This is a genomic window from Comamonas denitrificans, from assembly GCF_017368815.1.
GTDB classification, from domain to species: domain Bacteria; phylum Pseudomonadota; class Gammaproteobacteria; order Burkholderiales; family Burkholderiaceae_C; genus Comamonas; species Comamonas denitrificans.
On record NZ_JAFNME010000008.1, the window covers coordinates 1 to 23,387 of the forward strand.

23 protein-coding genes and 1 tRNA gene are annotated in these 23,387 nt (G+C 62.4%); 13 read left to right on the top strand and 11 right to left on the bottom strand.

Annotated features, from left to right (window positions below):
• The 7 genes from ubiT to bamC all read left to right on the top strand — a co-directional run.
• The coding region (gene ubiT / locus J1777_RS05000) for a ubiquinone anaerobic biosynthesis accessory factor UbiT (RefSeq protein ID WP_207574746.1) at nt 1–489 on the top strand (489 nt) is incomplete at its 5' end.
• Nucleotides 486–941, top strand: a complete 456-nt coding sequence (locus J1777_RS05005) for a putative zinc-binding protein (protein ID WP_207574747.1) — start codon at nt 486–488, stop codon at nt 939–941. The genes ubiT and J1777_RS05005, both read left to right, overlap by 4 nt.
• The gene (locus tag J1777_RS05010; protein WP_207574748.1) at nt 934–1,515 is read left to right on the top strand and encodes a UbiX family flavin prenyltransferase; all 582 of its coding nucleotides are present in this window, start codon (nt 934–936) and stop codon (nt 1,513–1,515) included. The genes J1777_RS05005 and J1777_RS05010 overlap by 8 nt, the downstream gene beginning before the upstream one ends.
• Before the next feature lie 55 nt (nt 1,516–1,570).
• On the top strand, nt 1,571–3,055 hold the full coding sequence (gene ubiD / locus J1777_RS05015) for a 4-hydroxy-3-polyprenylbenzoate decarboxylase (RefSeq protein ID WP_207574749.1): 1,485 nt from the start codon (nt 1,571–1,573) through the stop codon (nt 3,053–3,055).
• An 11-nt stretch (nt 3,056–3,066) separates the two neighbouring features.
• Nucleotides 3,067–3,618, top strand: coding sequence for a class I SAM-dependent methyltransferase (locus tag J1777_RS05020; RefSeq protein WP_207574750.1), 552 nt, complete (start codon nt 3,067–3,069; stop codon nt 3,616–3,618).
• 142 nt (nt 3,619–3,760) lie between these two features.
• The gene (dapA, locus tag J1777_RS05025) at nt 3,761–4,657 is read left to right on the top strand and encodes a 4-hydroxy-tetrahydrodipicolinate synthase (RefSeq protein WP_207574751.1); all 897 of its coding nucleotides are present in this window, start codon (nt 3,761–3,763) and stop codon (nt 4,655–4,657) included.
• A gap of 81 nt (nt 4,658–4,738) precedes the next feature.
• Nucleotides 4,739–5,857, top strand: coding sequence for an outer membrane protein assembly factor BamC (gene bamC / locus J1777_RS05030; RefSeq protein WP_207574816.1), 1,119 nt, complete (start codon nt 4,739–4,741; stop codon nt 5,855–5,857).
• 170 nt (nt 5,858–6,027) lie between these two features.
• On the opposite strand, the gene J1777_RS05035 is transcribed toward bamC, so the two are convergent.
• Nucleotides 6,028–6,420: a hypothetical protein gene (locus J1777_RS05035; RefSeq protein ID WP_207574752.1), complete on the bottom strand. Its 393-nt coding sequence runs from the start codon at nt 6,418–6,420 to the stop codon at nt 6,028–6,030.
• A 411-nt stretch (nt 6,421–6,831) separates the two neighbouring features.
• Between J1777_RS05035 and J1777_RS05040 the strand changes: the two genes are divergently transcribed.
• Both J1777_RS05040 and J1777_RS05045 read left to right on the top strand, forming a co-directional pair.
• The gene (locus tag J1777_RS05040; protein WP_242700401.1) at nt 6,832–7,206 is read left to right on the top strand and encodes an antitoxin Xre-like helix-turn-helix domain-containing protein; all 375 of its coding nucleotides are present in this window, start codon (nt 6,832–6,834) and stop codon (nt 7,204–7,206) included.
• A 53-nt stretch (nt 7,207–7,259) separates the two neighbouring features.
• Nucleotides 7,260–7,922, top strand: coding sequence for an RES family NAD+ phosphorylase (locus tag J1777_RS05045; RefSeq protein ID WP_242700402.1), 663 nt, complete (start codon nt 7,260–7,262; stop codon nt 7,920–7,922).
• 216 nt (nt 7,923–8,138) lie between these two features.
• On the opposite strand, the gene J1777_RS05050 is transcribed toward J1777_RS05045, so the two are convergent.
• The 3 genes from J1777_RS05050 to J1777_RS05060 all read right to left on the bottom strand — a co-directional run bounded on the left by J1777_RS05050 (nt 8,139) and on the right by J1777_RS05060 (nt 12,658).
• Nucleotides 8,139–8,225, bottom strand: a tRNA-Leu gene (locus J1777_RS05050).
• 102 nt (nt 8,226–8,327) lie between these two features.
• Nucleotides 8,328–11,513 carry an efflux RND transporter permease subunit gene (locus tag J1777_RS05055; RefSeq protein ID WP_207574755.1) on the bottom strand — a complete coding sequence of 1,062 codons (3,186 nt, stop codon included), beginning with the start codon at nt 11,511–11,513 and terminating at the stop codon, nt 8,328–8,330.
• Nucleotides 11,510–12,658, bottom strand: coding sequence for an efflux RND transporter periplasmic adaptor subunit (locus J1777_RS05060; protein ID WP_207574756.1), 1,149 nt, complete (start codon nt 12,656–12,658; stop codon nt 11,510–11,512). Before J1777_RS05060 ends, J1777_RS05055 begins: the two co-directional genes overlap by 4 nt.
• 129 nt (nt 12,659–12,787) lie before the next feature.
• On the opposite strand from J1777_RS05060, the gene hpnC reads away from it, so the two are divergent.
• Nucleotides 12,788–13,660 carry a squalene synthase HpnC gene (gene hpnC, locus J1777_RS05065; RefSeq protein ID WP_207574757.1) on the top strand — a complete coding sequence of 291 codons (873 nt, stop codon included), beginning with the start codon at nt 12,788–12,790 and terminating at the stop codon, nt 13,658–13,660.
• Nucleotides 13,661–13,744: 84 nt separating this feature from the next.
• Here hpnC and J1777_RS05070 read toward each other — a convergent pair whose 3' ends face one another.
• Nucleotides 13,745–14,464: an LrgB family protein gene (locus J1777_RS05070; protein WP_207574758.1), complete on the bottom strand. Its 720-nt coding sequence runs from the start codon at nt 14,462–14,464 to the stop codon at nt 13,745–13,747.
• Nucleotides 14,461–14,844 carry a CidA/LrgA family protein gene (locus J1777_RS05075; protein WP_207574817.1) on the bottom strand — a complete coding sequence of 128 codons (384 nt, stop codon included), beginning with the start codon at nt 14,842–14,844 and terminating at the stop codon, nt 14,461–14,463. The genes J1777_RS05070 and J1777_RS05075 overlap by 4 nt, the downstream gene beginning before the upstream one ends.
• A gap of 304 nt (nt 14,845–15,148) precedes the next feature.
• Between J1777_RS05075 and J1777_RS05080 the strand changes: the two genes are divergently transcribed.
• Genes J1777_RS05080 through hpnE form a run of 3 tightly spaced genes read left to right on the top strand, consistent with a single transcriptional unit; the run spans nt 15,149 to nt 17,987 of the window.
• Nucleotides 15,149–15,850: a DUF3334 family protein gene (locus J1777_RS05080; protein ID WP_207574818.1), complete on the top strand. Its 702-nt coding sequence runs from the start codon at nt 15,149–15,151 to the stop codon at nt 15,848–15,850.
• Between the two features lie 17 nt (nt 15,851–15,867).
• Entirely contained in the window at nt 15,868–16,710 is an 843-nt protein-coding gene (hpnD, locus tag J1777_RS05085; RefSeq protein WP_207574759.1) for a presqualene diphosphate synthase HpnD, read from the top strand.
• Entirely contained in the window at nt 16,707–17,987 is a 1,281-nt protein-coding gene (gene hpnE, locus J1777_RS05090; RefSeq protein ID WP_341352935.1) for a hydroxysqualene dehydroxylase HpnE, read from the top strand. Before hpnD ends, hpnE begins: the two co-directional genes overlap by 4 nt.
• 28 nt (nt 17,988–18,015) lie before the next feature.
• Here the strand turns inward: hpnE and J1777_RS05095 are convergent, their stop codons facing one another.
• From J1777_RS05095 to J1777_RS05115, 5 genes are all read right to left on the bottom strand, one after another.
• A complete protein-coding gene (locus tag J1777_RS05095; RefSeq protein ID WP_242700406.1) occupies nt 18,016–18,222 on the bottom strand; it encodes a DUF2788 domain-containing protein in 207 nt (68 codons plus the stop codon).
• 238 nt (nt 18,223–18,460) lie between these two features.
• Complete coding sequence (locus J1777_RS05100) at nt 18,461–19,666, bottom strand: ABC transporter permease (protein WP_207574761.1); 1,206 nt, start codon at nt 19,664–19,666, stop codon at nt 18,461–18,463.
• 2 nt (nt 19,667–19,668) lie between these two features.
• Nucleotides 19,669–20,490: an ABC transporter ATP-binding protein gene (locus tag J1777_RS05105; RefSeq protein ID WP_278253472.1), complete on the bottom strand. Its 822-nt coding sequence runs from the start codon at nt 20,488–20,490 to the stop codon at nt 19,669–19,671.
• The gene (locus tag J1777_RS05110) at nt 20,487–21,833 is read right to left on the bottom strand and encodes an efflux RND transporter periplasmic adaptor subunit (RefSeq protein ID WP_207574762.1); all 1,347 of its coding nucleotides are present in this window, start codon (nt 21,831–21,833) and stop codon (nt 20,487–20,489) included. Before J1777_RS05110 ends, J1777_RS05105 begins: the two co-directional genes overlap by 4 nt.
• Before the next feature lie 11 nt (nt 21,834–21,844).
• A complete protein-coding gene (locus J1777_RS05115; protein WP_207574763.1) occupies nt 21,845–23,359 on the bottom strand; it encodes an efflux transporter outer membrane subunit in 1,515 nt (504 codons plus the stop codon).
• Nucleotides 23,360–23,387: the final 28 nt, after the last annotated feature.

Here is a 23,387-nt window from a genome sequence, read left to right on the forward strand (position 1 = left end):
CCGGTGGGCGCTGTGCTGGCCCGCCTGCCGGCCTACCCCGGCTCGCTGCTGCTGGTCACCGCCATCAACCTGGCCCTGGCCAAGCAGTTACCGGACGATGTCAAAGCCATCTTGCACGGCAAGCGCATCAGCATCCGCGTGCGCGATGCCCGGCTGGGCTTTGATTTCACCTGGAACGGCCAGCGCTTTGCCCCCAGCCAGCCCTACGCCGAGGCCGACCTGACCATTAGCGCCAACGCGCAAGACTTTTTGCTGCTGGCCCAGCGCCGCCAAGACCCGGACACCCTGTTCTTTAACCGCCGTTTGGTCATGGAAGGCGACACCGAACTGGGCCTGGTGGTGAAAAACGCCCTGGATGCACTGGAGCTGCCCGTACTCGACCCCAGCCACTGGAGCCCGCGTGCGGTGCTGCAGCGCAAAGCCCCCCATCTGGCCCGGCAACTGCCTGCCCTGCCATCTTTGAGCACCTTGTTCGGAAACCGCCCATGACCGACACCGCCCCATCTGCCGATACCACCGGTGCAACCGCTGCCACCGATCCCGCCAGCGCTGCCTTGCCGCTGGTCTATTCCTGCTCCGGCTGCTCCAGCGCCGCGCAGCTGGCCAACCACGTTGCCGTGCGCATGGACCGCACCGGCATGGCAGAAATGTCTTGCATCGCCGGTGTCGGGGGCGACGTGCCCAAGCTGGTGAAACTGGCCACCTCGGGCCGCCCCATCCTCGCGCTGGATGGCTGCCCGCTCGAATGCGTGCGCAACAGCCTGCAGCGCCACGCCATCACCCCGACCCGCCACTACCAGCTGCACAAATACGGCGTGAAAAAGCGCAACCACCAGGACTTTGACCCCGAACAGGCCGCTGCCGTGCTGGCGCACATCCAGGCCGACCTGCACGCCCATCCCCTGCCTGAGCAGCCCCCGCTGGCCACCGCCCATGTCTGAACCGCGCCAACGCATCATCGTCGGCATTTCCGGGGCCAGCGGCGCCATCTACGGCGTACGCCTGCTGCAGGCACTGCGCACACTGCCAGGCATAGAAACCCACGCGGTCATCTCTGACGCAGGCTGGCTCAACATCACCCACGAACTGGGCCTAGAGCGCACGCACGCACCCGCCCTGGCCGACGTGGTGCACAGCATCGACCACATCGGTGCCAGCATCGCCAGCGGCTCGTTTCGGGCCAGTGGCATGGTGGTGGCGCCCTGCTCCATGCGCACGCTGGCGGCCATCGCCCACGGCCTGACCGACAACCTACTCACCCGCGCGGCCGACGTAATGCTCAAAGAGCGCCGCCGTCTGATCCTGCTGGCCCGCGAAACCCCGCTGCACCTGGTCCACCTGCGCAACATGACCACCGTGACGGAAATGGGGGCCATCGTCTGCCCGCCGGTGCCCGCCTTCTACCAAAAGCCGCAAACCGTCGAAGACATCGTGCAGCACAGCCTGGCCCGCGTGCTCGATTTACTGGGGCTGAAGCAAACGCTGGCTGCACCGTGGATGGGATTGAACCAATAAAATACATAGCTACTTGCGCTTATCCCATAAGCGATAAGACCACTTTTTATTCAAAATGCACTACCGCGACCTGCGTGACTTCATCGCGCAACTGCAAAGCCAGGGCGAGCTGCGCCGCATCAGCGCCCCGGTTTCGCCCCACCTGGAAATGACCGCCCTGGCCGACCGCGTGCTGCGCTCGGGCGGCCCGGCGCTGTTGTTTGAAAACCCCACCGGCCACACCATGCCCGTGCTGGCCAATTTGTTTGGCACGCCGCAGCGCGTGGCCCGCGCCCTGGGCGTGGCGGGCTTGCCAGAGATCCGCGCCTTTGGCGAAGTGCTGGCCGCGCTGAAAGAGCCCGAGCCGCCGCGCGGCATGAAAGACCTGTGGGGCCGGCGCGACCTGATCAAAACCCTGTGGAGCATGGCCCCCAGCAGCGTGCGCCGCCCGCCCTGCCAGGAGGTGGTGTGGACGGGTGCAGAGGTCGATTTAACGCGGCTGCCCATCCAGCACTGCTGGCCCGGCGATGTGGCCCCGCTCATCACCTGGGGGCTGACCATCACCCGCGGGCCGCATAAAAAGCGGCAAAACCTGGGCATCTACCGCCAGCAGGTGATCGGCCATAACCAGCTCATCATGCGCTGGCTGGCGCACCGGGGCGGAGCGCTGGACTTTGCCGAGCACGCCAAGCAGCACCCCGGCCAACCCTACCCCGTGGCGGTGGCCATCGGGGCCGATCCGGCGACCATCCTGGGCGCGGTCACCCCCGTGCCCGATACGCTGTCGGAGTACCAGTTTGCCGGCCTGCTGCGCGGTGCCCGCACCGAAGTGGCCGATGCCATGACCGTGCCGCTGCAAGTGCCAGCCAGCGCCGAAATCGTGCTGGAGGGCCACATCCACCCCGACCCCAGCCACAAAAGCGGCTACCAGCACGCGCTGGAAGGCCCGTATGGCGACCACACCGGCTACTACAACGAGTGTGCCGAGTTTCCCGTCTTCACCGTCGAGCGCATCACCCAGCGCCAGAATGCCATCTACCACAGCACCTACACCGGCAAGCCGCCGGACGAACCGGCCATGCTTGGGCTGGCGCTCAACGAGTTGTTTGTGCCGCTGTTGCAACGCGCTTTTCCGGAGATCATTGATTTCTACCTGCCCCCCGAAGCGTGTAGCTACCGCATGGCCGTGGTCAGTATCAAAAAGGCCTACGCGGGCCACGCGCGGCGCGTAATGATGGGGGTGTGGAGCCACCTGCGTCAGTTTCTGTACACCAAGTTTGTCGTCGTGGTCGATGAAGATATCGACGTGCGCTCCTGGCCCGAGGTCATCTGGGCCATGACCACGCGCATGGATCCCGTGCGCGACACCATGCTGCTGGAAAACACACCAATTGATTACCTGGACTTTGCCTCGCCCGTGAGCGGCCTGGGCGGCAAGATGGGGCTGGATGCCACCAACAAATGGCCTGGCGAAACCCAGCGCGAATGGGGCCGCACCATGGCCATGGATGCCCAGGTGACGCAAAAAATGGCCGCGCTGGCCGAGCAACTGGGGCTATAAACTCTTGCCCCATGCTCTCTCCCCCACCCCCCTCTGATTGGATACTGCGCTGGCAACACCTGCTGGCTGCGCACTGCACGGTGCTGGACTTGGCGTGTGGAGCCGGTCGCCATCTGCGCCATTTTGCGCAGCGGGGGCACCGGGTCACCGGGGTCGATCGCAACGCCGAGGCCCTGGCCCACCTAGCCCACCTGGGCGAAGTGCTGCCCGCCGATTTGGAAAACGGCCCCTGGCCTTTGGCGCAGCGCCAGTTTGCTGCCGTCATCGTGACCAACTACCTCTGGCGGCCCCGCTGGCCCCAATTGCGTGACTGCCTGGCCCCAGGTGGGGTGCTGCTGTACGAAACCTTTGCCCACGGCCACGCCGCCTATGGACACCCCAGGCGGGCAGAATTTTTATTGCAGCCGGGGGAGTTGCTCAGCCTGTGTGCTGGCTGGCACATCGTGGCGTACGAGCATGGCGTGCTGACCAGCCCAGGTTCTGCACGGGTGGTGCAGCGCATTGCCGCTGTGCGTCCCGCATCCGATGCAGCGGACACCCTACGGCCACTGCAAGCCGAATAACGATTTGACCAATTGTTTCGTCAGATTAATCATTGTTTTGCCATGAATGGCAAAAATCGACGAAAAAATACCCCCATTCAGATCACTAAAATGGCGGTTTTCTTCTCCCCTCGGCCTTTTTTTTAGAATCGCAGAAATTTTTATGAGCACTCCCACCGTCGGCCTGCAAGGCAGCATCGTCGCCCTGATTACCCCCATGCTTGAAGACGGCAGCGTCGATTACCCCGCCCTGCGCAAGCTCATCGACTGGCACATTGCCGAAGGCACCGACTGCATTGGCGTGGTGGGCACCACCGGCGAATCGCCCACCGTGAACGTAGAAGAACATTGCGAAATCATTCGCGTGGCCGTCGAGCAAGCCGCCGGGCGCGTGCCCATCATGGCCGGTTGCGGCGGCAACAGCACGCGCGAAGCCATTGCCCTGGCGCAGTACGCCAAGCAAGTGGGGGCCGACAGCCAGCTGCAAGTGGTGCCCTACTACAACAAGCCCACCCAAGAAGGCATTTACCAGCACTACAAAGCCATTGCCGAGGCCGTGGGCGACCTGCCCATCGTGCTGTACAACGTGCCCGGGCGCACGGTCGCCGATATGCAGCCCGAAACCGTACTGCGCCTGGCACAGATCGACAGCATCATTGGCGTGAAAGAAGCCACCGGCAACATTGAACGCGCCCAGTGGCTGATTCGTGAAGTGCCCGCCGGCTTTGGCGTGTATTCGGGCGACGATCCAACCGCCGTGGCCCTGATGCTGTGCGGCGGCCATGGCAACATCTCCGTGACGGCCAACGTGGCCCCCCGCCTGATGAGCCAGCTGTGCAAAGCCGCCATCGCCGGTGACCGCGACACCGCGATGGCCATTCAGCGCCGCCTGCTGCCCGTACACCGCAGCCTGTTTGTCGAATCCAACCCCATCCCCGTGAAATGGGCCGTGGCCCGCCTGGGCCACTGCGGTGCCACCCTGCGCCTGCCGCTGACCCCGTTCACGGCGCAAAATCACGCGGTGGTGGAATCGGCTTTGCAAGGTGCTGGCTTGCTCTAAACTCGCGGTTTGCCATTTTTTCGCAAAAGTGGCTGCCCATTGAAATCCCCTAGGACCTTACCCAAGGAAACTCGCGTGAAAGTGCAACACCCCCTTGCCCGTGCTGGCGTAATTGGCTTGGCGCTTGCCGTGTCGGCCTGCTCCGTCATTCAAGAAGACAAGATCGACTACAAAAGCGCTCAAAAAGCCAGCACCCTGGAAGTGCCGCCGGATTTGACTCAGCTGTCCAAAGACACGCGTTACACCACCACGCAAGACAAGTCGGTATCGGCCCTGGCGCTGCAAGCCGGCCAAGCGCAGGTGCCCACGGTCGAGCGCTCGGCCCCCTTGCAAGTGGGTGATGTGCAAATTCTGCGTGAAGGCGACAAGCGCTGGCTGCTGGTGAATCGCCCCGTCGAGCAACTGTGGGAGCCCGCCCGCGAGTTCTGGATCGACCACGGCTTTAACCTCGAACAGGAAAAGCCCGACCTGGGCATCCTGGAAACCGATTGGGCAGAAAACCGCGCCAAGCTGCCCCAGGACGTGATCCGCAAAACCCTGGGCAAGGTGTTCGACTCGCTGTACTCGACCAGCGAGCGCGATAAATTTCGCACCCGCTTAGAGCGCCGCGCCGATGGCAAGACCGAAATCTTCATCACCCACCGGGGCATGGAAGAGGTGTACAGCTCCAGCCAGAAAGACTCCACCGTCTGGCAACCGCGCGGTGCCGACCCGGAGCTGGAAACCGAATTTCTGCGCCGCCTGATGATCAAACTGGGCACCAGCGAAGAGCAATCCAAAGCCTTGGTTGCTTCAGCCGCAGCCCAAGGTGGCAACACAACCAGCAGCGTCAAAATCATCACCGTCGCAGATGCCCCGGCCCTGGCGATGCAAGAGCCATTTGACCGCGCTTGGCGCATTGTGGGCGTGGCCCTGGATCGCACTGGCTTCACCGTGGAAGACCGCGACCGCAGCAAAGGGCTGTACTACGTGCGCTATGTACAAGCCAACAAGGCCGAAACCACCAAGGAAAAACAAGGCTGGTTTGCCCGCAAGTTCAGCAGCAAGAAGCAAGCCGAAAACACCCCCCAGCAATACCAAATTGCCGTGCGCAGCGAAGGCACAAGCAGCCAAGTACTGGTCTTGAATGCCCAGGGTCAGCCGGAAACCACCAAAGCGGCGCAAAACATTGTGCGGGTGTTGGCCGAAGACCTGAAGTAGTCCTCCAACCAGCGGCGGCCACCACCGCTGGTGCCATCCCCAAACCAAAATCAAAACAAAACCGCTGCCTGGGCAGCGGTTTTTTTATTGGCCAGCGCCCAACACGCTGCCGGGCCGCACCAATAAAAAAGCCTGCTTAAGCAAGCAGGCTTTTTTGTGGTGAACGCGAATTACTTGGCGGCTTCGGTAGCGGCTTTGGCAGCAGTATCAGCAGCTTCTTTGGCAGCATCTGCAGCCTTGTCCAGGGCTTCTTTGGCAGCGTCAGCAGCAGCTTCTACTTTTTCGCCAGCCTCAGCAGCGGTGTCTTTGGCAGCATCGGTGGCATCCGTAGCAGCGGCTTGCGCTTTGTCGCCAGCTTCTTCAACAGCGGCAGTGGCAGCGGTTGCGGCCTGGTCAGCAGCTTCTTTGGCGGCATCAGTGGCTTCAACAGCAGCGTCTTTGGCAGCTTCAACGGCTTGCTCAACCGCAGGTGCGGGAGCGGGCGCAGCAGCTTCTTCTTTTTGACCGCAAGCGGTCAAGGCGAAAGCGGCAAGCAAGGAGGCCAGCAGGACGGATTTTTTCATGAAAAACACCTCTCAAAAGGATTGTTGTCAATAGAGCAAAACGCTAGTTCAGTGAGAAACCGGGTGCTACTGTAGCTGAATTTGATTTAACACAACCGAACCTATCGCCATTAACGAGGCACTTGCCCATTCGGTTTACCCAAATTTAAAAATATTTTGCGTTTTGCCTGCTGCGCAGCACCAGCCTGTGCAGCGGGTGCAAAGAACCGAAGACTGGTACCTCATACCACTTGCCATCAATCGACCGCCAATGGCTGTCCGTAGTGCTATGGCTTTGACATGCAGCTTTACCCCAATCAAATGAAAGAAAATTAGAAAATAATTTCAAAAAATACTTTGTTAAGTATGATCTACACCAACAATGGATTGCGACCCTTCGCAATCGCATCCCTAGCTAGTAGGAGAGAGCACATGCAAGCCATTCAACGCCCAACACTCGACCGTGCAGTCGTCCTGACTAAGGCCACCTTGAGTGCTGCCGAGCAACTGGGTTTGAGCAATGCAGATTTGGCGGCTGTGATTGGCGTGAGCGAGCCAACCATATCGCGCATCAAAAACAGCAACCGAACTATTGCCCCCGATTCCAAGGAAGGTGAACTGGCGCTGCTGCTGATCCGCGTTTTCCGCTCGCTGGATCCGCTAATCGGTGGCGATGAAGGCAAGCGAAAGATTTGGATGAACAGCTACAACAAAGCGCTGGTAGGTCAGCCCAATCAGTTGATCTGCAAGGCCGACGGTTTGGTGCGTACCCTGTCGTATTTAGATGGAATGCGTGCAGCATCATGAGGTCAGAAAGCTGGAACCCCAATTGGCTTGAGACGCACTGCATTGAGCTGAGCATGGAGGGCGCGTGGCGCGGGGTAGAAACCCAGTACATCGCTGCCTCCATGAAACTGGTTGATACGCTGGAAGAGCAAGATGTGTTGGAGCAATTGCTGGAGGAAAGCAAGCCACCGATACCTCCAACACAGGTCAGCAAGCACTATTTGCTTTTAAGTCCTTTTCGCTATTTTCCACACCATAGCTCACGCTTTCGCCCAGGCCAGCAAAGTGGGCTGTGGTACGGATCATCAACCTTGGAGGGGGCCTGTTCTGAAATCGCCTACTGGCGCATGCGCTTCATTTTGGACAGTGCTGGCTTGTCTGGAGATGGCGCGGTTGTTACCGAGCACACGTTTTACCAAGCCACAGTACAAGGCAAAGCCATCAATTTGATGGAGTTACCCTGGGTCGATTTTGCGCATATTTGGAAGCATCCGTCAGACTACAGCGCAACCCACAAGCTCGCTGAAGCAGCCGTCAAAACAGGCGTACAGTGGATTCAGTACGAGTCTGTTCGTGCGCCATCCTGCCAGCTGGCTGCAGTCCTCACGCCTGATGCTTTGCATGCAAGCAATGCAGAGATTGATCAATCTAAGCAGGAGTGGATTTGCAAGGCAACGCGCGATGCTGTGCTGATGCGCAGCAAAGACGGAAAACGCCAGTTCGAGTGGCACGAGTAGCTATAGCCGGTCAAGGCTGTGGCCCGCAGGTCGTGAAAGCGCAAGCCCTCGATCATGGAGCGGTCACGCAGCAGAGCAGTTTACGCAGATGCTTCCCAAATTCCCGCTGGAAAGGGTCGGGAAAAGCCGTAAAGACGAGGATAAAACCGGAAATCTGACCAAAACAAAAGGGCTTACAGATTTCTCTATAAGCCCTTGAATTTATTAATAATTTTATGGTGCGCGGGGCGGGACTCGAACCCGCACAGTGTTGCCACCGTCAGGACCTAAACCTGGTGCGTCTACCAATTTCGCCACCCGCGCTTGGGCAGAATAAAAGCGGGCACAAGAACCCGCCTTTATCAGCTGCCAAGCTGACTATTGTAGTGGCGAAATACAAACCACCAGGGCTTAGTCCGCTCTTTTTTACTCCCCTGCGGCCGGTTGTGGGCGTTGCACACGAAACCAGGCTGCGTACATGGCCGGCAACGTCAAGAGCGTGAGCACCGTTGCCAACATCAATCCGCCCATGATCGCCACGGCCATCGGCCCCCAAAACACGCTGCGCGACAAGGGCACCATTGCCAGCACCGCCGCCGCTGCCGTCAAGGCAATGGGGCGCAGGCGACGCACGGCGGCTTCGACAATCGCATCCCAAGCGGGCACGCCCCGGGCGCGATCGGTTTCGATCTGGTCGATCAGGATCACCGAGTTGCGCTGAATCATGCCCATCAGCGCCACCACCCCCAGCAGGGCGACAAAGCCAAACGGCCGATCAAGCACCAACAGCGCCGCCGCCACCCCGGCAATGCCCAGCGGGCCGGTGAGAAACACCAGCACCGCCCGGCTAAAGCTGTGCAGCTGCAGCATGAGCAAGGTAAAAACGAAAAACAGCATCACCGGCAGGCCCGCCGCAATGGCGCTGGCCCCTTTGGCGCTTTCTTCCACGGCCCCGGCCACTTCGATGCGGTAGCCCTGCAGGCCTTGTTCTTGCCAGCTGTGCTCCAGCGCCCGCAATTGCGGCAGCAACGCCTTGGTCACCGTCGCGCCCTGAATGCCCGCACGCACATCGCCCTGCACGGTAATGGCGTACTCACGCCCTTGGCGCCACAGCACCCCCGGCTCCCAGGCCAGCTGCGGCTGGGCAATTTGCGTGAGTGGGATGGCCTGGCCGCTGGCCGTGGGCACATAGGCTTGCTCCACAGCACCGATCTGGTTGCCCTCCTGGCGGGGTTGGCGCAGCACGATGTCGATGAGCTTGTCTCCCTCACGGTACTGGCCCACCGTGGTGCCACTGAACAAAATTTTGCTGGCCTGGGCAATCGACTGGCTGCTGACCCCCAACGCCCGGGCTTTGGTTTGATCGATCTCTAACTGCACGGCTTTGACGGCCTCGTTCCAGTTGTCGTTCACGCCACGCATATCGGGGTGCGCACGCAGCGCTTGCTTGACGGTATCGCCCAGAGTGCGCAGCTGCTGCGGATCGGGCCCCAGCACCCGAAACTGCACCGGGTAGGGCACGGGTGGGCCATTGGAGAGCAGCTTGACCCGCGCCCGCACCTGCGGAAATTTTTCCGCCAGCAAGGGCGGCAATTGCTCTTGCAAGGCTTTGCGCTGCGCAATCCCATCGGTCAGCAAAATAAATTGCGAAACATTGGGCTGGGGAAAGACTTGGTCCAGCGGCAAGTAAAACCGGGGCACGCCCGAACCTACCCAGGCCGTCACACTTTGCACCCCGGCCAGGGTGCGGAAAACGCCTTCCATGTCTTGGACCACCGCTTCATTGGCCGCCAGGGCCGTGCCCTCGGGGAACCAGACATCGACCATGATTTCCGGGCGGCTGGAGTCGGGAAAGAACTGCTGCTGCACCCGCGTCATGCCCAGCAAGCCCAGGGCAAAAATCAGCACCGTGGCACCAATGGTCAGCCAGCGGTGTTCCACACAGGCATACACCCAGCGGCGAAAGCGGTTGTAGAAGGGGGTATCAAAAACCTCATGCGGATTGGGCGCAAACCCTTCACCCACATGCCGAACACGCTCTTTTAAAAAGAGCATCCCCAGGTAGGGCACAAAGTACACCGAGGCCAGCCAGCTGAGCACCAAGGCAATCACCGTCACCGCAAAAATGGCAAAGGTGTATTCCCCCGTCATGGACTTGGCCATGCCAATGGGCAAAAAGCCGGCCGCCGTGATCAAGGTGCCGGTCAGCATCGGAATGGCGGTGATCTCATAGGCAAAGGTGGCCGAGCGCAGCTTGTCGTGCCCTTCTTCCATTTTGCGCACCATCATTTCCACCGCGATGATGGCATCGTCCACCAACAGCCCCAGGGCGATGATGAGCGAGCCCAGCGACACTTTGTGCAAGCCAATGTCCCAATACCACATGGCCAAGAAAGTGGCCGCCAGCACCAGGGGAATCGTCACCCCCACCACCAGCCCTGGGCGCGGATCAATCGTCCAGCGCCGCCACCACACGGGTGCATCCTTGCGGGTGTGCAAGCCCAGGCTGACAAAGCTGACCGCCAGCACCACCACCACGGCCTCGATCAGCACCTGAATAAACTCATTGACCGAGCTGGCCACCGCCTGCGGCTGGTCTTGCACGTTTTTCAGCGTCACCCCCACAGGCAGTTGCGTGGCAATCGACTGGGTTGCCTGGCGCAAGGCTTTGCCCAGGGCGATGATGTCGCCGCCCTTGGTCATCGCCACCCCCAGCGCCACCACCTGCTCGCCGTCAAAGCGCACCTTGACGCTGGCCGGATCGCTGTAGCCCCGGGTAATTTGCGCAATATCGCCCAGCCGCAATTGCCGCCCTGGGGTGGTCGCGGTGGCAGGGCCACGCAGCGGCAGGGCGCGCAAATCCTCCACCGCATCAAACTGCCCGCCCACGCGCAGCTGCACCTGCTCCAGGTCGGTGGTAATCACCCCGGCGCTTTCCACCGCGTTTTGTTGGTTGAGCTGGCCAATCACCTGCTGCATGTCCAGGCCCAGGGTGGCCAGGCGTTTTTGCGAGATTTCGATGTACAGCTTTTCATCCTGCACGCCAAACAGCTCGACCTTGGCCACGTCTTTTACCCGCAGTAGCTGCTGGCGCACCCCATCGGCCAAGTCTTTGAGCTCTGCCGGCGTAAAGCCTGCACCGCTCAAGGCGTAAATCACGCCATACACATCGCCAAATTCGTCGTTAAAAAATGGCCCCAGCGTGCCTTGGGGCAAGGTGTGGCGGATATCGCCAATTTTTTTACGCACCGTGTACCACAGCTGTGGCACATCGCCAGGGCGCGAGGTATCGCGCAGCTGAAAAATAATTTGCGACTCGCCTGGTTTGGAGTAGCTGCTGATCTTGTCGGCCGAGGGCACCTCCTGCAGCACCCGCTCAATCTTGTCGGTAACCTGCTCGGCCACCTGCTGGGCGGTGGCCCCGGGCCAATACGTGCGCACCACCATGGCGCGAAAGGTAAACGGCGGGTCTTCATCCTGGCCCAGCTGGAAATACGCCAGCCCCCCCAGCAGCAAAATGACCACCATTAAATAGCGCGTCAGCGCCATGTGCTCTAGCGCCCAGCGCGAAATGTTAAAGCCCTTGCGCGGATTTTCGGGCGGCGTGCTCATGGTTGCGCCCCCACGGCCCCGTGGCTTGGGCCTTGATAAACCAGCACTTTTTGCCCTTCGGTCAGCACATGGGTGCCTGCGGCCACCACCTGCTGCCCAGCCTGCAGGCCAGAGCGCACCACCAAGGCATTGCCCTGCACCCCTCCCAACTGCACGGTTTGCGCCCGCACGGTAGAAGTAGGCGCATCAAACACCCACACCGCCGCGCCCCCCTGGGCCTGCTGCCAAACGGCACTGCTGGGCAAGGTCAGCACCTCAGCGGGTGCGGCGCTGGGCGCAGTGGTGGCCATGCTGGTGCCGCCCGGCACCACCACCTGCACGGTGCTGCCCAGTGCCAGGGCCTGGCCCCCCACGGCTGGGGGCAGCGCCACTTTCACCAAAAAAGTGCGCGTCACGGGGTCGGCACTGGCGGCCACCTCGCGCACCTGGCCTGCCAACGCGGCACCGTCTCCCCATGGCTGCACCTGCACGGTCTGGCCCACGGTAAGTTGCGCCTGAAACCCTTCCGGCACCGCAAACACTGCATCGCGCGGGCCATCGAGCGCCACCGTCAGCACCGGCGCACCCGCGGCCACCACCTGCCCCGGTTCGGCATGCACACCGGTCACCACCCCTGCGGCATCGCTGCGCAATTGGGTGTAGTGGTTTTGGTTGCCTTGCACGGTCGCTTGGGCTTTGGCCTGCTGCAGCTGGGCCTGGGCCGCCTCCAGTTGGGCGCGGCGGCGGTCCAGCTCTACGGGGCTGATAAAGCCCTGCGCTTGCAGGGCCGAAAAACGCTGCCAATCGGCCTGGGCCAAATCGCGCTGGGTTTGCGCCGCTTGAACCTGTGCCTGGGCCGCTTGCGCCCCCAGGGCGTAATCTTGGGCATCGAGCTGGGCCAGCAACTGGCCTGCCGTCACCGCTTGCCCCAATTGGGCCGGGCGCTGCAGCAGCTTACCGGCGACACGAAACCCCAAACGGGCCTCGGTTTGGGCGCGCACCTCAGCGGCAAAACTGCGCGATGCTTGTGCCGCATGGGCTTGCACTTGCAGCAGCTTGACCGCCCGGATCGGCTCCGGGGGCACGGCTTGGCGCGAGCACGCCGCCAGCACCAAGCCCAGGCCCAACCCAACAATCCCAGGTCGCAGGGATGATAAAAATTTCATAGCAACTCGCTTACGGCATATTTCGAAAATGGCGCGGCAATCTAGGGGGCGACCCAGGCTTTGTCAAGCGACAATGCGACAGTGAATACGCCCCTGCCTCCTCCCCATGTGCATGATCGTGCACAAAGTGTGACCGACACGCCCGCCCTGGCCGCATCGCACCGCACCCATTACGAGAATTTCCCCGTTGCCTCGTGGCTGTGCCCCGCGCACCTGCGCCCGCCAATTGCGGCAATTTATGCCTTTGCCCGCACTGCCGATGATTTGGCCGATGAGGGCGCTGCCCTGCCGGCCCAGCGCCTGGCCGATCTGAGCGCCTACCGCCACGACCTGCACGCCTGCGCCCAGGGCCTCGCCACCAGCGCACGCTGGAGCGCTGTGTTCACCCCGCTGCAGCAGGCCATTGCCCGCCACCAGCTGCCGGTGCCGCTGCTCGATGATTTGCTCAGTGCCTTCATCCAGGACATTGAAAAAACCGCCAGCGCCGCCGGTTATGCCGACCGCGCCGAGTTGCTGGACTACTGCCGCCGCTCAGCCAACCCCGTGGGGCGCTTGCTGCTGCACCTGTACGGCATTACCGACGCGCAAGCACTGCAGCGCAGCGATGCCATTTGCACCGCGCTGCAACTGATCAACTTTTGGCAAGACCTGAGCGAAGACCTGCCCCGGGGCCGCTTTTACCTGACCGAGGCCGATTGCCAGCGCTTTGGCATCACCCGCCAAGACCTGCAGGCCGCCCAAGTCACCCCGGCCATGCACCAACTGCTGGCCGACAGCAGCGCCTGGGCCGCCGCCCTGATGCACGCCGGGCAAGATTTGGTACACCAGCTGCCCGGGCGCATTGGCTGGGAGCTGCGCCTGGTGGTGCAAGGCGGCTGGGCGATTTTGCGCAAAGTGCAGGCCCAGCAAGGGGGCAATCTGCACACCCGGCTGCAGCTCAAAAAGGGGGACTGGCCCGGCATCCTCTGGCGGACACTGAGGATGCAAGCAGATCAAAAATAATAGCTACTTCCGCTTTTATTTAATCATTTAAATGGCGTTTTTATATAAAAAACCATTTAAATAAAGCGGAAACAGCTCACGTTATTAGGACTGCAAGCGCGCAAACAACGCCACCACCAGCGGCATGACCACGGCCGTTGCCACGCCATTGAGCCCCATGGCCAAAGCCGCAAACGCCCCCACCGTAGGGTGCATCTGCAGCCCCCGCGCCGTGCCAATGGCGTGGGCGGTCAGGCCCAGGGCAAAGCCTTGCACCGCCGGGTCACGCACCCGCAGCAAGCGCATGCACAGGCCACTGAGCATCACCCCCGCCACCCCGGTCACTGCCACGGCCACCGCCGCCAGAGAAGGCTCGCCGCCCAAGCGCTCGGCCATCGGCAGGGCAATGGGAATGGTGGCCGACTTGGGCGCCAAGGACACCAGCGTCTGCCAACTGCCGCCCAGCACCCAGGCAATGCCCATGGCCCCGGTCAAACCCACCACACACCCCACCAGCAGCGCCACTGCAATGGGCCGCCACAAGGCCCTGATGCGCTGGCGCTGGGTGTACAGCGGCACGCCCAGCGCCACGGTGGCCGGGCCAATCAAAAACGTGAGCCACTGCACCCCTGCGCGGTACTGCGCATACGGTGTATTGGTGGCCAGCAGCACCGCCACCACCAAGGCCACCGCCGTAAACACGGGCACCAGCAACGGGTAAAAATTGCTGCGCTTGTACAGCCACACCGCCAGCAAATACGCGCCAACGGTCAGCACCAGCCAAGGCAAATCGCCATGCAACCAGCTTTGCCACAACGCGCTCATGCTTTGGGCTCCGCAGCCTCAGCCTCAACCTCCGTCTTTTGGCCGCTGCGCTGCAGCAGCCAGCGAAACACCGCCGCTGTCACCAGCAGCGTCAGCACCGCCCCACCAATGCCCGAGGCCAAAAACGGCAGCCACTCGCTGGCAATGCGTTCAAAGTGCAGCATCACCCCGGCCACAATGGGAATGAACAACAGCATCAAATTTTGCAACAGCGCTCCGGATGTTTGCTCCAGCGCTTTGGGCAAACGCCCCAGCAGCAACAAACCCACCAGCAGGAGCAACGCCCCCACCAACGCCCCTGGCAAGGGCAGTCCCAAGGCCTGCACCAGCACCTCCCCCACCCACTGCAGCACCAACAAAGCCAAAAAAGCGTAGAGCACGGCCATCTCCCTGATTCTGAAAGGGCGCTAGTCTAAGGAGGTCTTCCCCAGCCTGCAGCACGGCCCGCATTGGCCTCCCCCCTGGGGCAGCACCTGCTCGCTTTCTAAGCAAAGGGTGGCAACGCACGCAAAAACAAAGACTTATGCATGCAAACCTTGTAAAACCCAGACTTATCCACACAGTTACCCCAATTTTTCGGGGATAGCGGGTTACTACCACCCCCACCCAGGGCGCATTCAACATCCCCAAGCCCTGCAGGCGGCCGATAATGCCCGCTTAAAGGACAATCCCCACCCTATGACCATGACCCTTACCACCGACGACACCCTGGGCACCAACGACCTGCTGGTCACCCTGTGCACCTCTGTAACCCGTGTTTTAAGCATGGCCACCAACAGCCAAGTGCAGTATTCAGCGGTGGTGCAGCGGATCAAAAAGACCTACCTCAAACCCGATATTGGCTGCTTTGTGCTGTTTGACGGCGGTTTTTCTGGCCTGGTCATCATCAACCTGTCAGCCGATGCCGCCATGGAGCTGTACCGCAGCTATTTGCTCAATATGGGCTTGAGCAAGGACGACCTGGCCAACTCCCACACCGCCGACGAGGTCAGCAACGTCATGGGGGAGTTGATGAACCAGGTAGTGGGCGACTTCACCGGCAAAGTACGCCGCGAGATGCAAACCCACATCACCCAAAACCAGCCCAAGATGCTGGTGCTGAACAAGCAGGTGCAGCTCAGTGTCGATGCCAACCTGGACAACCCCGAGGCGCGGCGCGTGACCTTCTACACCGCGGGCGGCAATATTTTTTACCTGGAGCTGGCCGTCGATAGCACCGAGTTCATCAAACTGCACGACTTTGATGCCTCGGAAGAAATCGACCCCGATGCCATCATGGAGCAAACCAACCAAGCCACCGCCAACGCCAACCACCCCGCCGCTGCCGCCGCTGGCACAGGGGATGATGACGAAACCGCTGCCTTGCTCAAATCTTTGGGCATGTAAGCCCCTTTGCCTGCGCGATGACCACACCCCAAACCTATGTTCAGCAAAAAGCTGCTGCCTCGGGCAGCAGTTTTTATTACGCCTTTTTGTTTTTGCCTGAAGCCCAGCGCCAAGCCATCACCGCCTTCTACGCCTTTTGCCGCGAGGTGGACGATGTGGTCGATGAGGTGCACGACCCCGAGGTTGCCGCCCGCACCCTGCAATGGTGGAGCCGCGAAGTCAGCGCCGCCTTTGCCGGCAACCCCAGCCACCCGGTGCTGCAAGCACTCATGCCGCACACCAGCGCCTACGGCATCCAAGCGCGGCATTTGCACGCGGTGATTGAAGGCTGCGAGATGGATTTGGCCTACAGCCGCTACACCGACTTTGCCGGGCTAGAGCGCTATTGCCACCTGGTCGCCGGCATTGTGGGCGAAGTGGCCGCCAAAATTTTTGGCCAAACCGACGCGGCCACCACCACCTACGCGCACAAGCTGGGCCTGGCCTTTCAGCTGACCAACATCCTGCGCGATGTGGGCGAAGATGCCCTGCGCGGGCGCATCTACCTGCCCCTGCAAGAGTTGGAGCGCTTCAACGTTCCGGCCAGCGACCTGCTTGAGCGCCAGTATTCCGAGCGGTTTACCGCCCTGATGCAATTTCAGGTCGCACGCGCCCAGCAGCTGTATGACGAGGCCCTGGCCCTGCTGCCCGAAGCCGATCGCCGCAGCCAAAAACCCGGGCTGATGATGGCCAGCATCTACCGCACCCTGCTGCGCGAGATTGAATCGAGCCACTACCAAGTGCTGCACCAGCGCATCGGCCTGACCCCCCTGCGCAAACTGTGGCTGGCCTGGAAGATGCAGGCCCTGGGCCGCATGTGAGCACTGCCCAACAAAAACCCCACATCGCCATCATCGGCGGCGGCTGGGCCGGCATGGCCGCTGCCGTCACGCTGGCGCAGGCCGGTGGCCACGCCATCAGCGTCTTTGAAAGCAGCCGCCACTGGGGCGGTCGCGCCCGGGGGCTGGACATTGCCGGGCCGCAGGGCGCAATGTGGCGGGTGGACAACGGCCAGCACATCCTCATCGGCGCTTACCGCGACAGCCTGGCGCTCATGCGGCACGTGGGCATCGACCCTGCCCACGCCCTTTACCGCAGCCCCCTGGATTTGCGCGATGGCCACGACCAGGGCCTGCACCTGCCCGATCTGCCCCCACCCTGGGATGCGCTGCTGGGCATCGCCCGCGCCCAAGGCTGGACTTGGCACGAAAAACTCGCCCTGCTGCGCCGCGCCGCCCGCTGGCACAGGGCAGGCTTTGAATGCGCCGCCCAGGCCACCGTGGCCGACCTGTGCCAAGGCCTGCCGCCGCGTTTGCTCGATGGTTTTGTCACCCCGCTGTGCGTCTCGGCCCTGAACCTGCCGATAGAAACAGCCAGTGGCCGCGTGTTTTTGCGCATCCTGGCCGACAGCCTGTTTGCCGGGCGGGGCGGCTCCAACTTTCTGATCCCCCGCGTGGACATGGGGGCCTTGTTCCCCGAGGCCGCCGCCCACTGGCTGGCCCAGCAAGGGGCCCAACTGCACCTGGGCGCACGGGTGCACACACTCACCCGCAGCAGCACGGGCCCAGGCTGGCAGGTCAATGGCCGCCCCTTTGCCCACGTGCTGCTGGCCACCCCCAGCCACGAAGCGGCCCGTTTGGCGCAGCCCACGGCCCCGGCCTGGGCGGCCACGGCAGGCCAACTGCCCCACACCGCTATTGCCACGGTGTACGCCTGGGCCGCAGGCGTGCAACTGCCCCGCCCCATGCTGGCCTTGCAGGGGGGGCCAGCGCAATTTGTGTTTGACAAAGGCCAGCTTGGCGGCCCCGCAGGTTTGCTGGCCTTGGTGGTCAGCGCCAATCAGCATGGCCGTGCGGAATTAGAAAATTTAACGCTGGCGCAAGCCCAAGCGCAATTGGCCCTGCCCCGCTTGCAAGCCCTCAAAACCGTGATCGACAAACGCGCCACGTTTGCGTGTACACCGGCCGTCGCCCGCCCAGGCCAGGCCATTGCCCCCCAGTTATGGGCCTGTGGCGACTATATCGACGGGCCCTACCCCGCCACGCTCGAAGGTGCTGTGCGCAGCGGCATCGCGGCGGCCCAGGCGCTGGGCCGCTAAGCCATGGGCCCGCTGCTGGCTGGCCGGTTTACATGTGGTTTTCTAAGTACCACTGGATCACGTACTTGGCGATAAAACCCAGAAAACCCACGGCCAAGCCCAAAAACAAAACAAAGGTGCCGAACTTGCCCGCTTTGGACTGCCAGGCCAAATTGCCGATGATGAAGACCATGAAAAGAATCAACGCCCCTACGCCGTAGGTCGAAAAAAACTCTGAAAACTGCTCTTCTGTCATGCCAAACACGGTGCATCCTTTATTCCATTGCCATTGCATCCCAGCGGGGCCCCCGCCAGGCGGCGCGATTGTGCAACACCGGGCAAAGCCAGCATCGGCCGCCGTACTTTCTACGGTGTGCCGGGCCATCCAGATTGGCCTTTAGTGGCTTAAACCATAGCTGCTAGCGCTTTATTTATAAGCATTTCAAGGCTTTTTAGCTTTAAAACCGCCTATGTAAAAGCGCTAACAGCTTTGTTTATTCATGCCGCAAGGCTTCAATCGGGTCAAGCTGCGCGGCCCGGCGGGCTGGAAAGTAGCCAAACACCACGCCAATCACGGCAGAGAACACGAACGACAGCACATTGATGCTGGTGTTAAAGATATACGGCACCTGCATCACCTGCGTGAGCAGGAGCGAAGCGACCGTGGCCAGGGCAATGCCCAGCAAACCGCCCAGCGCGGCCAGCACCACGGCCTCGATCAGAAACTGCAGCAGCACCTCGCGCTCCAGGGCCCCAATGGCCAGGCGCAGGCCAATCTCGCGGGTGCGCTCGGTCACGCTGACCAGCATGATGTTCATGATGCCAATGCCGCCCACCAGCAAACTGACCGCCGCCACCGCGCCCAAGAGCGTGGTCATCACCTTGGTGGCACCGGCCATGGTGTCGGCCAGCTGCTTGGTGTCGAGCACGTTGAAGTTGTCATCGTCGCCGGGGGCCAGTTTGCGCAGTTCGCGCAGCAGTTGGTTCAAACTGGCCTTGACGCGCTCGGGATCGCTGCCATCGGCCATCGAGACCAAAATCGTGTTCAGCCGCTGGTTGCCCGTCACGCGCCGCTGCAAGGTGGTCAGGGGCAAAAACACCACATCGTCCTGGTCATTGCCAAACGCGCCCTGGCCTTTGGAGCCAAGCAGGCCCACGATCTCGCACGAAAACGATTTCAAGCGCAGCTGCTCGCCCAAGATATCGGGGGTGTTGTTGAACAGTTCGCGGTGCAAGGTGCTGCCAATCAGGCACACCGCCGCCCCGGCGCGTTGCTCTTGGGGGGTGAAGGGGCGGCCTTGCTCCAGCTGCCAGTTGCCGGTAATCAGCCAGTCATTGCTGCTGCCGATAAAGCTGGTATTCCAGTTGCGGCCATTGGCCACCACGGTGCCAGCGGAGCGGGCCTCGGGCGCGACAGCGGCAATGCCGCCAATTTGCTGGGCAATGGTGGTGGCATCGCTCACCTTGAACGAGGGGGCCGGTGCCGCACCCGGCCCCAGGCGCTGGCCCGAGCGCACTTGCAGCAAATTGCTGCCCAAGCCGGCAATCTGGTTTTGCACCGCCTGCGTGGCGCCATTGCCCAGGGTGACCATGGTGATGACGGCGCTGACCCCAATCACAATGCCCAAAATCGTCAAAAACGAGCGCAGCAAGTTGCGCCGAATGGAGCGCAGGGCCAGCCAAATCGTGTTCCACAGCATGGTTAGGCCCCTTCCTGCACAGCGCTGCCCAGCCCCACCGGACTGCCCGCATGACTGCCCACATGACTGCCCACGTGCTCCGGGCGCAGGGGCAGCGGCGTATTGGGCTGGTCGCTGTCGAGCCGACCATCGCGAAAATGCACAATGCGCCGCGCGTAGGCGGCCATTTCGCTCTCGTGCGTGACCATCAGCACGGTGATGCCTTGGTCTTGGTTGAGCTGCCACAACAGCTGCATGATTTCTGCGCTGCGCTGGCTGTCCAGGTTGCCCGTGGGCTCATCGGCCAGCAGCACGGCGGGGTTGGACACAATCGCCCGGGCAATGGCCACGCGCTGCTGCTGGCCGCCGGACAGTTCGGCCGGGGTGTGGTGCTCCCAGCCGTTCAGCCCCACGGCCGCCAGCGCTTGGCGGGCGGCGGCGCGGCGCTGGGCGGTGCTTTCGCCCCGGTACAGCAGCGGCAGCTCGGTGTTTTCTTGGGCGCTGGTGCGCGCCAGCAGGTGAAAGCCCTGAAAGACAAAGCCAAAGTAGCGCCGCCGCAGCCGCGCCCGCTCATCGCGGTCCAGCCCCTGCACGGGCACGCCTTTGAATAAATACTCGCCGCTGGTGGGCCTATCCAGGCACCCCAAGGTGTTCATGACGGTGGATTTGCCCGAGCCGCTGGGGCCCATGATGGCGACAAAATCGCCCTGGTGAATGTCTAAATCCACGCCTTTCAGGGCCTGGAACGCCAAGGCCCCTTCCCCATAGGTTTTGGTGATGTTGCGCAGGCGAATCAGGGGCGGGGCGCTGTCCTGCGGTGCTGCGCGGTGCGGCTGCGCACTCATGCATCGGCTCCGGCGGCGCGTTGGTCGGTGATGACGGCATCGCCCTCTTTCAGCTGGGCCGCGTCCTTGACCAGGATTTCGGTCATGCGGCCATCGGTCAGCCCGGTTCTGACCGGCACCATTTCGGGCTGGCCATTGGCCTGGCGCAGCACCCACAGCTTGCGCTCTTGCCCGGCCTGGGTGCTCTCCCGCGCCCCATTGGGGTTGCGGTTGCGCGCGGGGCCACGCGGCATGATTTGATCGACCAGGCCGCCGCCTTGGGGCTTGCCCGCGCCGGACTTGCCCTGCGGGCCTGCTGCCGTGGCCGGGGTAAAGCGCAGGGCGGCATTGGGCACCAAGAGCACGTTTTTGCGCTCGGTGGCGTTGATGGTGGCGCTGGCCGTCATCCCTGGGCGCAGGCTTAAATCGTCGTTTTGCACGTCCAGGCGGGCCACGTAGGTGACCACGTTGTCGGTTTTGGTTGCGCCATAGTCCACGCGCGTAACGTTGGCCGGGTAATTGCGGGCCGGGTAGGCGCTGACCGTGAAGCTGGCACTTTGCCCTTGCTGCACGCTGCCGACATCGGCCTCATCCACGGCCACCTCCAGGCGCAGGCGGGAGAGGTCTTCGGCCACCATGAACAAGGTCACCGCCTGCAAGGAGGCTGCCACGGCGTTGCCCGGATCGACCGAGCGAGACAGCACCACGCCATCAATGGGCGATTTGATGGCGGCTTTCGATAAATCGGTTTCCACCGTCACCAGCGAGGCCTTGGCATCGGCCACTGCGGCTTTGGCCGACTCCACCCCGGCCTTGGCTTTGTCCAAGCTTGCGGTGGCCGTATCCATTTCTGCCGCCGAAGGCAGCTGGCCGCCCGAGATGCGCTGCACCTCTTGCAAGCGCTGCATGCTGGCCTGCGCTTCGCGCAGCGTCGCTTGCGCTTGGCCCAAACCGGCCTGGGCAGCGGCCAAATTGGCGCGTGAGCGGCCTAACTGGGCATCGAGCTTGGCCGTGTCCAGCTCGACCAGTACCTGGCCTTTTTTCACCCGGTCGTTCACATCGACCAACACACTGCGCACCGTGCCCGACAGTTCCGAGCCAATATTCACCGTGCGCGTCGGCTGCAGCGTGCCGTTGGCCGAGACGGTCAGCGCCAAATCACCGCGCTTGACCACTTCGGTCACGTACAGCGGCTTGGCGTTGGCCGCGGCTTTGGCACTCCACCAGGCGTAGCCACCGGCGGCCAGCACCACGGTCGCCACCCCCATCCACACCGTGGGGCTTTGCCACCAGCGGCGCTGCAGGTTGTCGCCCAGCAGGGCTTGAATGGCTTCGGGCGAGGGCGTATTTTTTTCTTTAGGCATCAAGGTACTCTTTATTCTGTAGCGCTTACCGTTTGTGAAACAAGGTTTTCATCAGTTAATTGATTGTTTTCTTTGGTCCAGCCTCCGCCAAGCGCTTTGAATAGTTTGACAACATCGGTGCTAATGGCCGCTTGGGCACTGGCCAGACTGTCTTGGCTGGCGAGCAGGCTGCGCTGGCTCTCCAGCACCGTGCGAAAGTCGATCAAACCACTGTCATAGCGCTGCTGGGCCAGCCGCTGGGCATGGCCCGCCGCCTCGGCGGCCACGCGCACATGCACCAGGCGCTGCTGGTCGCTTTGCAATTGCACCAAGGCATCTTCCACCTCTTGCAGCGCCGCTAAAACACTGCTGCGGTAGGCTTGCCGCGCCTGCACGACGGCGGCTTGCTGCGCGGCAATTTGTGCCCGGTTGGCCCCAGCATCAAAAATGGGCGCCGCCAAACTGGCGGCAATGCTGCGGGCCACCGAGGCCCCATCGCTCAGCGCCCCCAGGGTCAGCGCACCCACCCCCAGGCTGCCCGATAGGCGCAGCGTGGGGAAGTTGGCCCGCTCCTGCGCCGACAAATTGGCCAGCGCCGCTTGCACCCGGTGCTCTTGCGCTTGCACATCCGGGCGCTGGCGCAGCGTGTCGGCGGGCAGGCGCATGACCCAGGTTGGCGGCGCAGCAGGCACCGGGGCGGGTTGCGCCAACGCCGCCAGCAAAGCCGCCGGGGCTTGGCCCGTCAGCACGGCCAAGGCATGCTGGGTTTGCCGCACGCTGGCCTGCAGGCTGGGGATTTGCGCCGCCGTTTGCGCCAGGGTCTGGCGCGCTTGCTCGGCATCCAGACTGGAGGCCAGCCCGGCCTGGACACGCCAGCGGGTCATTTGCTCGGTCTGGGCTTGCAAGGCCAGGTTGTGTTGTGCGATGCGCAAGCGCTCTTGCGCATTGCGCAGCTGGATGTAGTGCAGCGCCACCTCGGCCGACAAACTCACATGCGCAGCGTAGAGCGAGGCTTGGGTGGCGGCCAGGTTTTCTTGGCCCGCCTGCACCAGATTGCGCTTGCGCCCCCACAGGTCCAGCTCCCAACTGGCATCCAGGCCCACGGTGTAGTTGTTGCTGGCATCGGCCACGCCCTGCTGGCTGCGCCGCGCCCCGGCGCTGGCATCCAGGCTGGGCAGCAAACCGGCGCGTTGCACATCGACCTGGGCACGGGCCTGCTGCACGGCGGCCTGGGCGCTCACGATGCTGGGGTTGGCCGCCAGGGCTTGCTCAATAAGTGTGACCAGTTGGGCATCGCCAAAGCCTTGCCACCACTGGGCCAAATCCAGCGCGGGTGCCGCTGGGGCATCGCTGGCAAGGGCAGTGGCAGGCGCTGCGGCTGGGCCCGTGGTGTTGGCCCATTCTGCGGGAACGGGCAGGTTCTGCGGCTGCGCCGCCATGCGGGTGGTGTGGCTGCATGCGGCCAAGCTAGCGGCTGCAAGCGCACTGACCACCAAGGAGCGCACCGGAAAAGCCAAGAAGGGAGAGAAGGTATTGGAAAAAACCATGCGCCAATTGTGCCGCCGCCGTGTAGCC